Source organism: Variovorax restrictus, assembly GCF_051216715.1.
In the GTDB taxonomy this organism is placed as follows: Bacteria; Pseudomonadota; Gammaproteobacteria; order Burkholderiales; family Burkholderiaceae_C; genus Variovorax.
The window spans coordinates 1-7,761 of the sequence record NZ_JBPJZH010000015.1; the positions used below are offsets into that span (position 1 = coordinate 1).

Genomic DNA, 7,761 nt, shown 5'->3' on the forward strand with positions numbered 1-7,761 from the left:
AAGGTATCGGCTCCGCGCATCGTCTGGGGTCTTGGGTTGCAACTGTCGGTGGTGTCAACTTCCAACGCTTGAGGGCTGTCGCGCGCCGACTGGGAGAGGTATTTCAGCACCCTGCTAACCCCGCCGGAGGTGTTGATACACGCCGTTAACAGGGGCGCCTCCCTCAAAGTGATTGGGACTGGGCAAAGCGCTCCCAACTTCTTTCTGGTGGCTACGCCCGATCTGAAAAAAGCCAGCGGGGGCGTGGGCTATCCGGAGGTTATGCAGTACTTCAAGGGAAAAAAAGTCGGTGTCACGGCGCGCGGCAGTGCCGCTGAATTCCAGATGATCAGCATGCTCAAGGGTGCCGGTATGAAAGCGACAGACGCCGTGATCGTCGCTGTCGGCTCGCCCGATACGGCGCTTCCTGCCATCTCCCAAAAACAAGTCGACGGCCTCATGACGTTTGCACCCTTGGAAGGTTTTTGCGAAGTGACGAAGGCTTGCAGCATGGTGGTTGACCCTCGCAAAGGGCAGGGGCCGGCCGAGATCGTCGACCTATCTGGCGCTGCCATCGTGTCCGTCGTGCGCGCTGATTTCGCTCAGAAAAATCCCCAAACCATCCATGCTTTCCGCCGCGCGATGAGCGAAGCGGAGGATTTTGTACAGAACCCGGCTAACTTTGCCGCCATCATGAAGGTGGCGCAGGATACGTTCAAGATCAATGGACCCGACGGCGACAAGGTGCTTGAGGTGTCATTGCGCAACACCTTGCCAGGCTACAAGTTCGGGTTGAATCCGAAGGCCTTCCAATATTCGGCCGAATACATGCACCGCACTGGGCAGATAGACAAGGTCATCGACACCTCCAAGCTGCTGCTTATCCGTTGAGCACGGTTGATCATGTCTGTAGATTCGCGCGACTCGACGCCCCACTCTTCCATGGGTTCCGCCATCGCGGTCGATGGGCTGCATCTGAGCTTCGATGGTGTCACACCGGTGTTGACTGATGTGTCACTGCACGTGGCTGAGGGTGAATTTGTCTCGCTCGTCGGCCCCAGCGGTTGCGGCAAGACCACTTTGATGAATCTGTGCGCAGGCCTGGTTCCACACACCGGCTTGGGCTCCATTACGGTCGCCGGCAATCAACCGCGCGAAGGCGACGCCAATGTCGGCTATATGCTGGCACGCGACAGCTTGCTTCCCTGGCGTACTGCGCTTGAAAATGCCGCCTTCGGCGTGCGCGCGCGCGGCGTGCCACTCGAAGAGGCCAATGCGCGAGCGAAGGCCATGCTGGCAGAAGTTGGCTTGGCCGACTATGAGCACTCGCTGCCTAAGGCCTTGTCGCACGGTATGCGCCAGCGAACGGCACTTGCGCGCACCTTCGCGATGGATGCCTCTTTGTTGCTGATGGACGAGCCATTCGGCGCGCTGGATGCGCAGACCAAGCTGCAACTTGAGGATCTGCTCTTGCGGCTGTGCCAGAAGCACAGGCACACGGTGTTGTTCGTCACCCATGATCTGGCCGAGGCCGTGGCGGTCTCAGACCGCGTGGTGGTGATGTCGTCCCGTCCTGGTCGGATCGTGGCTGACGTGCCGATCGATTTACCTCGTCCTCGCTCCATCAGGGAGCTGCAAAAGAGTCCTCGTTTTCACGAGCTGTACGCGACGTTGTGGTCGCACCTTGAAGCAGGGTGGGTACACCATGAAGGTTAGTCGCATCAAGTGGGGGTTGCTCCACGTGGTTTTCATGACCGTACTGGTGGGCCTCACGGAAATCGCGGCCGCGCGCGGCTGGATCAACCCTACCTTCTTTGGCAGACCCAGCGGCGTGGCCAGATTCCTCTGGGACAACTTTGCCACCGCCCTACTGTGGAGCAATCTGGGCTGGACCTTGGCTGGCGTCGGGGCGTCGTTTGTGCTGGGCAGCGTAGCGGCCTTCGCCGTGGGGCTGACGTTCGTGCGTTGGCCAGCGCTGGAGTGCTTTGCCGATCCCTACTTCAATGCGTTGAACGTGATGCCGCGCATCGCTCTGGCGCCGTTGTTCATCCTGTGGTTCGGGCTCGGATTGGGCAGCAAGATTGCGGTTGGTTTTTCATTGACCTTTTTTATCGTGCTTTCAGCCACCGTGGCGGGCATCCGCGGGGTGAGTCAGGACCATATGACTCTGTGCAGGACGCTGGGTGTCAGTGCCACGACGACCTTCTTCCAGGTCACGTTGCCGGGAGCCGTCCCGGTCATCTTCTCGGGCCTGCGATTGGGGCTGATCTACGCGCTGTTGGGTGTCGTTGGCACCGAGATCATCGCGAGCGAGCACGGACTTGGACAGTGGCTGGCGTACCTCGGCTCGACTTTCGATATCAATGGCGTCTTTGCGTTGCTGCTGATCCTGGCCCTGTTGGGCGTGACCGTCGTGCGCCTCATGACTTGGCTCGAAAAACGTCTGCTTCACTGGCAATAAAGGAGTATTTCTCATGAATTACCGTCATATTCAAGTCACCCCTGCGACGCCGACCATCGGCGCCACGATTTCCGGTGTCGATCTCAACCATGTCCGCAGCGACGACGTGTACGAAGAGATCCAACACGCGTTGTGGACTCACAGCGTGGTTTTTTTCCGCAAGCAGGCTCTCAAGCCGGACAGCTACATTCGATTGGGCTCGAAATTCGGAGAAATGGAGCGGCATGAGTTCTTTCCGCATATCAAGGACTACGAGCACATTCAACTCATTGCACATCAAGGCAATGAAGCGCCTGAAACGGACCGTTGGCACACGGATGTCACCTTTCGCAAGAAGCCCAACATGGTGTCCATCCTGCGCTTGACGGACCTGCCACCCACCGGCGGCGACACGATGTGGATGAGCACCGGAGCCGCCTTCGAGGCGCTGGGTTCCGGGATGCAGCAATTGCTGATGGGCTTGCAGGCTGAGCACGACCTGCCTTGGGCCTTTCGAGGCCGGAACACTTATGAGCTTATCGCCAAGAAACACCAGACCCAGCAGGGTGGCGGCGCGATGAACTCGATGATGTCGGCCGATGAGATGAATGCCGCGCTGGGCGACCGCGAGTGCAAGACCATCAAGGACAACCCCTCCGTGGTTCATCCGGCGGTGATCTCGCACCCGGTCACTGGCCGGCGCAGCCTGTTTGTCAACAGTATCTGGACCAAGCGGCTGCTGGGCATCCACGCGGACTTGTCCGAGGCGCTGTTGAGCATGCTTTATGAATGGGTGAAGAAGCCCGAATTCATGGTGCGTTTCAAATGGGAGGCTGATTCGATCGCGATGTGGGACAACAGTGCCACCCAGCACTACGCCGTGTTCGACTACGCGCCGCATTACCGCGCTGGCCAGAGAATGACCTGCGGCAGCTTCGTGCCCACGCTGGGCCCCCAGCCTGCCGCTGCAGCGCCGGCGGTCTCCGGCAGCAATGGCCTGCGCGGTCTGCTTGACAGCAGCCGTCTACAAGCCAGCAGTGTGCAGGAGCGGGCGGCCATGGAGGCCATCTTCTCGGCTCTGGACGGTGTGGATCTTGCGGCTGTGGCGGCACGTGCCACCGCTCGTTGAACGTTGCCGGACCTACTCAAGATGGACAAAGATCTCTCTGCTCTGCAGGAAACACGCGACCTGTTGAACCAGGCCAGCACGGCGGCCGACGCACTGGCCCACATGAGCCCGGAGGCCGCTTGGGCGGTGGCCGAAGCGGTGGCGGCAGCGCTGCTGCCCAAGGCCGAGTTCTATGCCGAATGGGCGGTGCGCGAATCGCGCATCGGCAAGGTGGCCGACAAGGTGTTGAAGAACCGCATGGCGTGCCTGAGCACCATGGAGGGTTGGCGCGGCGTTCCGCTGGGCGGTGTGCGCCGGGACGATGCCCATGCCATCATCGAGATCGGACGGCCTGCGGGCGTGATCGTCGGTCTGTCGAACTCAACTTCGCCCGTGGCGACCATCATCTTCAAAAGCTTGATGGCCCTCATGACGCGAAATGCCATCGTATTCAGCCCGCATCCGGTGGCCTTGCAGTGTTGTGGTGACGCCGTGCGTGAGATCCAAACTGCGGCCCAACGCGCCGGTGCGCCGGCCCATGCGGTGCAGATGCTGACCCAGCCGACGATGGAGGCGACGAACGCCATGATGCGCGATGCCCGCTGCAACCTCATCGTGGCTACTGGTGGGACTCCGATGGTGCGCGCGGCCTATGCATCGGGCAATCCGACCATCGGCGTCGGCTCCGGCAACGTGCCGGTTTATGTAGATCGCAGCGCTGACATCGCCGCGCTGGTGCCCAAGCTGCTAGTGGATAAGAACTTCGATCACGGCAGCCCCTGTTCGGCACCGAGCGTATTGCTGGTCGACCGACCCGCCGTGGCGGCCATGCGCGATGCCTTGACGGCATGCGGTGCGTATATGTGCAGCGCAGACGAAGCGGCAAGGGTGCAAGCGCATGTGTGGCCCGGCGGCAAGTTCAACGGCAAGGTGGTGGGTCGCCCGGCGGCTGAGATCGCCTCCGGTGCTGGCCTCGTCGTCGGAGGCGATACGCCTGCCTTGGTGTTGACTTTGGAGAAGCCCGAAGTGGATCACCCGCTGCTGCGCGAAAAACTTTCGCCCATCCTGACTGCGGTGGTCGTCGACGGTGTAGACGAGGCCATTGCGGTGGCACGCATGATGCTCATGCACAGTGGCGCAGGTCATACCGCCGGCATCCATACGGCCAGCGCCGAACAAGCCGTTTATTTTGGCGCCGCGCTGGACTACCACCGGGTCATCGTCAACGGCGGTACGGTGTTCGGCTCTACCGGCGACGAGACGGGATTGCCATTTACCTTCACTATTGGCACCGGCTTTGCAGGCAAGAGTTCGGTGGACTGCAACGTCGGGGCGGACATGCTCGTGAACTGGAAGCGGGTGGCCTTCCCCTTGCCAGGTGGTTGGCTGGGCACACGCGGCCGTGAGAACCTGATCCCAACGACTCCTACGCGCGCCTCGAACCCAAGTCGAGAGACCAACCTCGATGCAGGGGCGGAGCTGTTGCACTTATTGGCGGAAGAACTGGAGCGCGCGCGCTGATCAGGCGCGTAGATACATCATGTCGACACTAAGAAGCTACATCTTTCTGGACCGCCTGCAGCCACAACTGATGTGCCTGCTGGGAAGCACTGCGCGCGGTTACCTGCCGCGCCACAATGACGCCGCGCTCGTCATCGAGGTCGCGCCCGGCATGGACATCGAGTGGTTGACCGACGTGGCGCTCAAGCACGACGATGTCAAACCCGGCAGCCTGGTGGTCGAGAGACAGTTTGGCTATCTTGAGTTTCACTCGAAATATGCCGCATCCGTGAAGTCGGCCGGCGCCGCGGTGCTGGAGGCCATGGGCGTCTCGCCTGCTTCGACCGTCAAACCCGAAATCCTGGCGTCCAAGATTGTGGATCGGGTCGATGGCTACCACGCCTTCCTGGTCAATCGCTCCAAGGCCGGCAACATGCTGCTTCCTGGGGAGTCGCTTTTCATCATGGAGATGACCTCGTCGTCTTACGCGTTGCTCGCGGCCAACGAAGCCGAGAAAAGCGCCAACATCAAGCTGGTGGATTGTCGCTTCATTGGCGCCGCCGGGCGCCTGTATCTCGCTGGGAGCGCAGATGATGTGCGCACGGCGGCCCAGGTCGCAGAAGCCACACTGCGTGGGTTTGTGGGAGGCACCCTATGAACATGGAAGCCTTTCGCGGGCAGGTGCGCACGCTGTTGACGCAGCACCGTGACGCACCACCGGCTGGCCGCACGGCCCTGGTGGTGCCGCTCAAGATCACGACCTCGGACGATGCGGGCGTTCTGATGGATCTGTTGCGTCGCGTAGCGGCCAGTCCGGCTTTGGCGCAGGCCTCAGCCGCCGGGTTGCTTCGATTCGAGCTGAGCGTGGATCCGGCCGCACTGTCAGGCGCTTGCTGTGGCGCTTGTCTCCAACACGGAACCTCCGGTTGTGCCACTTCCGCTGCTCAAGCACCACAGGCGGAGTCGGCGGTGGCCACGCCGGCGCCTGCCAGTCCGTTGCTGCGCGGCGTGATCACCGAGCGCGATGTCCTGGCATTGCCGGCAGGTTGCACGACCGTCGGGCTGGTCCCCCGCAGCGTGCTCACGCCGCTGGCGCGAGATGTGCTGCGCCAGCGCGGCATCACAGTCCATATCTCCAAGGAGACTTGAGCGATGAAGACCGGAACCGTCATTGGTCGCCTGTGGGCGAGCAAGCGCCTGCCCGAGTTGCCCTCTGGCGCTTTGATCGAGGTACAGCTTGATTACCCTAAAGATGTGATTGTTTGCTATGACCCGATGGGCTGCGGAGAAGGGGAGCGCGTGCTCATCACCACGGGCTCAACCGCCGCCGCATGGTTTGGGCCGGCTCAGCAACGTGTCCCGGTCGACGCCTTGATCATCGGTTCACTCGACGAGGGCAGCAAATCAACGCTGCCCAAATGATATTTTTTCCTAACGGGCGGTCTTCGGGCCTGCCCATCACTTGTTCCTCAACCCTTACTAACTTACTGGAGCACACCATGTCTCAAGCTATCGGAATGATCGAAACCAAGGGCTATGTCGCTGCTTACGCCGCTGCGGATGCAATGGTCAAGGCCGCCAACGTCACTTTGGCAGGCCGCAAGGAAGTCGGCGGCGGTCTCGTGGCCATTACCGTGACGGGCGACGTTGGCGCCGTGAAGGCAGCCGTCGACTCTGGCGCCGAAGCTGCTCGCGCAGTGGGCGAGGTGGTTTCGGTGCACGTGATTCCACGCCCACACAGCGATGTGCTGAAGGCATTCGACGGGCAATAAGCTCGGTAACACCGAATGGCGACAGCAACGAAAGCCGCACCAGCGGCTCCACCATCGCGCCCCGCGGCCGAAATGCGGGTCTGCCTGACGTTGACCGATCTGCAGCCCCAGTTCGCCTCGTGGATGAGCTCACCCGTGGGCGCTCGCGGCTATGTGGCAATGCAAGGCATGCATTCGCTGCTGGTCGAGATCGCACCGGGACTGGCGATTCAACGCATTGTCGACCGCGCGCTCAAGCAAGAGCCTGAGCTCGAGCCCGGCATCTTGGCCGTCGAACGCCAATTCGGCGTGCTCGAGCTTCATGGGCACGATGAGGCGGCGCTCCATCGTGCCAAGGAGGCGATCCTTGACGGTCTGGGCACCAAGGCGGAGGATCAACTCAAGCCTCAGCTGCTGTATTCGGACGTCGTTGAGGACATCACCGATCAGCACGCTGTATTGATCAACCGCACGCGCCAGGCCAACATGGTGCTCCCTGGGCAGAGTCTGCTGCTCATGGAAGTGGCACCGGCCTTGTACGGTGCCTACATGGGGAACGAGGCAGAAAAGGCAGCACCAGAACTCACACTCGTGGAGTGCAGCATGGTCGGCGCCAGTGGTCGCCTGTATTTGGCAGGTTCTGTGCCTTCGCTGCGTAAGGCCAAGGCTCATGTCGAACAGGCGTTGTCGAGCGTGATAGGGCGTTGAGTTGCACGGCCGCTCGCTACTGGACTGAACCACTCCGGTTTTGAGCTGCACCCAGAAGTTCGCCGAACTTCTGGGTGCCTTCGCGGCAAAGGGCGAAACAGTGTTCAAACTCTCAAGGTATTCAAGAACTTTCCGGCAGGTAGGCAGCGAAGCGAAGCGGTTCTGTCGCAATAGCGGCGCCAGCACGAGCAAATGTGCGGCGGGCATCTCCCTCAGAAAGCTAACGAGTAAAACTTCGCTGCTGCGGACGAGGCTTGGCATTGGCGGCAGTCCAT

At 61.2% G+C, this 7,761-nt stretch carries 10 protein-coding genes; all 10 read left to right on the forward strand.

The features are described from left to right. Nucleotides 1-129 precede the first annotated feature (129 nt). Entirely contained in the window at nucleotides 130-870 is a 741-nt protein-coding gene (locus tag ACSFA0_RS26460; RefSeq protein WP_435453240.1) for an ABC transporter substrate-binding protein, read from the forward strand. A gap of 51 nt (nucleotides 871-921) precedes the next feature. After that, nucleotides 922-1,695, forward strand: a complete 774-nt coding sequence (locus ACSFA0_RS26465) for an ABC transporter ATP-binding protein (protein ID WP_435453241.1) — start codon at nucleotides 922-924, stop codon at nucleotides 1,693-1,695. 34 nt (nucleotides 1,696-1,729) lie between these two features. Beyond that, nucleotides 1,730-2,440: an ABC transporter permease gene (locus ACSFA0_RS26470; RefSeq protein ID WP_435453242.1), complete on the forward strand. Its 711-nt coding sequence runs from the start codon at nucleotides 1,730-1,732 to the stop codon at nucleotides 2,438-2,440. 13 nt (nucleotides 2,441-2,453) lie between these two features. Then, entirely contained in the window at nucleotides 2,454-3,548 is a 1,095-nt protein-coding gene (locus ACSFA0_RS26475; RefSeq protein ID WP_435453243.1) for a TauD/TfdA dioxygenase family protein, read from the forward strand. A gap of 21 nt (nucleotides 3,549-3,569) precedes the next feature. Next, the gene (locus ACSFA0_RS26480; RefSeq protein ID WP_435453244.1) at nucleotides 3,570-5,048 is read left to right on the forward strand and encodes an aldehyde dehydrogenase family protein; all 1,479 of its coding nucleotides are present in this window, start codon (nucleotides 3,570-3,572) and stop codon (nucleotides 5,046-5,048) included. 19 nt (nucleotides 5,049-5,067) lie between these two features. Next, entirely contained in the window at nucleotides 5,068-5,685 is a 618-nt protein-coding gene (locus ACSFA0_RS26485) for a BMC domain-containing protein (protein WP_435453245.1), read from the forward strand. Continuing rightward, on the forward strand, nucleotides 5,682-6,176 hold the full coding sequence (locus ACSFA0_RS26490; RefSeq protein WP_435453246.1) for a hypothetical protein: 495 nt from the start codon (nucleotides 5,682-5,684) through the stop codon (nucleotides 6,174-6,176). The genes ACSFA0_RS26485 and ACSFA0_RS26490 overlap by 4 nt, the downstream gene beginning before the upstream one ends. A gap of 3 nt (nucleotides 6,177-6,179) precedes the next feature. Next, on the forward strand, nucleotides 6,180-6,449 hold the full coding sequence (locus ACSFA0_RS26495; RefSeq protein ID WP_435453247.1) for a EutN/CcmL family microcompartment protein: 270 nt from the start codon (nucleotides 6,180-6,182) through the stop codon (nucleotides 6,447-6,449). 77 nt (nucleotides 6,450-6,526) lie between these two features. Next, entirely contained in the window at nucleotides 6,527-6,799 is a 273-nt protein-coding gene (locus ACSFA0_RS26500; RefSeq protein ID WP_435453248.1) for a BMC domain-containing protein, read from the forward strand. Between the two features lie 168 nt (nucleotides 6,800-6,967). Continuing rightward, nucleotides 6,968-7,486 carry a microcompartment protein gene (locus ACSFA0_RS26505; RefSeq protein ID WP_435453249.1) on the forward strand — a complete coding sequence of 173 codons (519 nt, stop codon included), beginning with the start codon at nucleotides 6,968-6,970 and terminating at the stop codon, nucleotides 7,484-7,486. The last annotated feature ends 275 nt before the right edge of the window (nucleotides 7,487-7,761 follow it).

Coding starts and splice junctions, on each gene's coding strand:
- ACSFA0_RS26465 (WP_435453241.1), top strand. CDS start 922: ATGGGTTCCGCCATCGCGGTCGATGGGCTGCATCTGAGCTTCGATGGT.
- ACSFA0_RS26470 (WP_435453242.1), top strand. CDS start 1,730: ATGACCGTACTGGTGGGCCTCACGGAAATCGCGGCCGCGCGCGGCTGG.
- ACSFA0_RS26475 (WP_435453243.1), top strand. CDS start 2,454: ATGAATTACCGTCATATTCAAGTCACCCCTGCGACGCCGACCATCGGC.
- ACSFA0_RS26480 (WP_435453244.1), top strand. CDS start 3,570: ATGGACAAAGATCTCTCTGCTCTGCAGGAAACACGCGACCTGTTGAAC.
- ACSFA0_RS26485 (WP_435453245.1), top strand. CDS start 5,068: ATGTCGACACTAAGAAGCTACATCTTTCTGGACCGCCTGCAGCCACAA.
- ACSFA0_RS26490 (WP_435453246.1), top strand. CDS start 5,682: ATGAACATGGAAGCCTTTCGCGGGCAGGTGCGCACGCTGTTGACGCAG.
- ACSFA0_RS26495 (WP_435453247.1), top strand. CDS start 6,180: ATGAAGACCGGAACCGTCATTGGTCGCCTGTGGGCGAGCAAGCGCCTG.
- ACSFA0_RS26500 (WP_435453248.1), top strand. CDS start 6,527: ATGTCTCAAGCTATCGGAATGATCGAAACCAAGGGCTATGTCGCTGCT.
- ACSFA0_RS26505 (WP_435453249.1), top strand. CDS start 6,968: ATGCATTCGCTGCTGGTCGAGATCGCACCGGGACTGGCGATTCAACGC.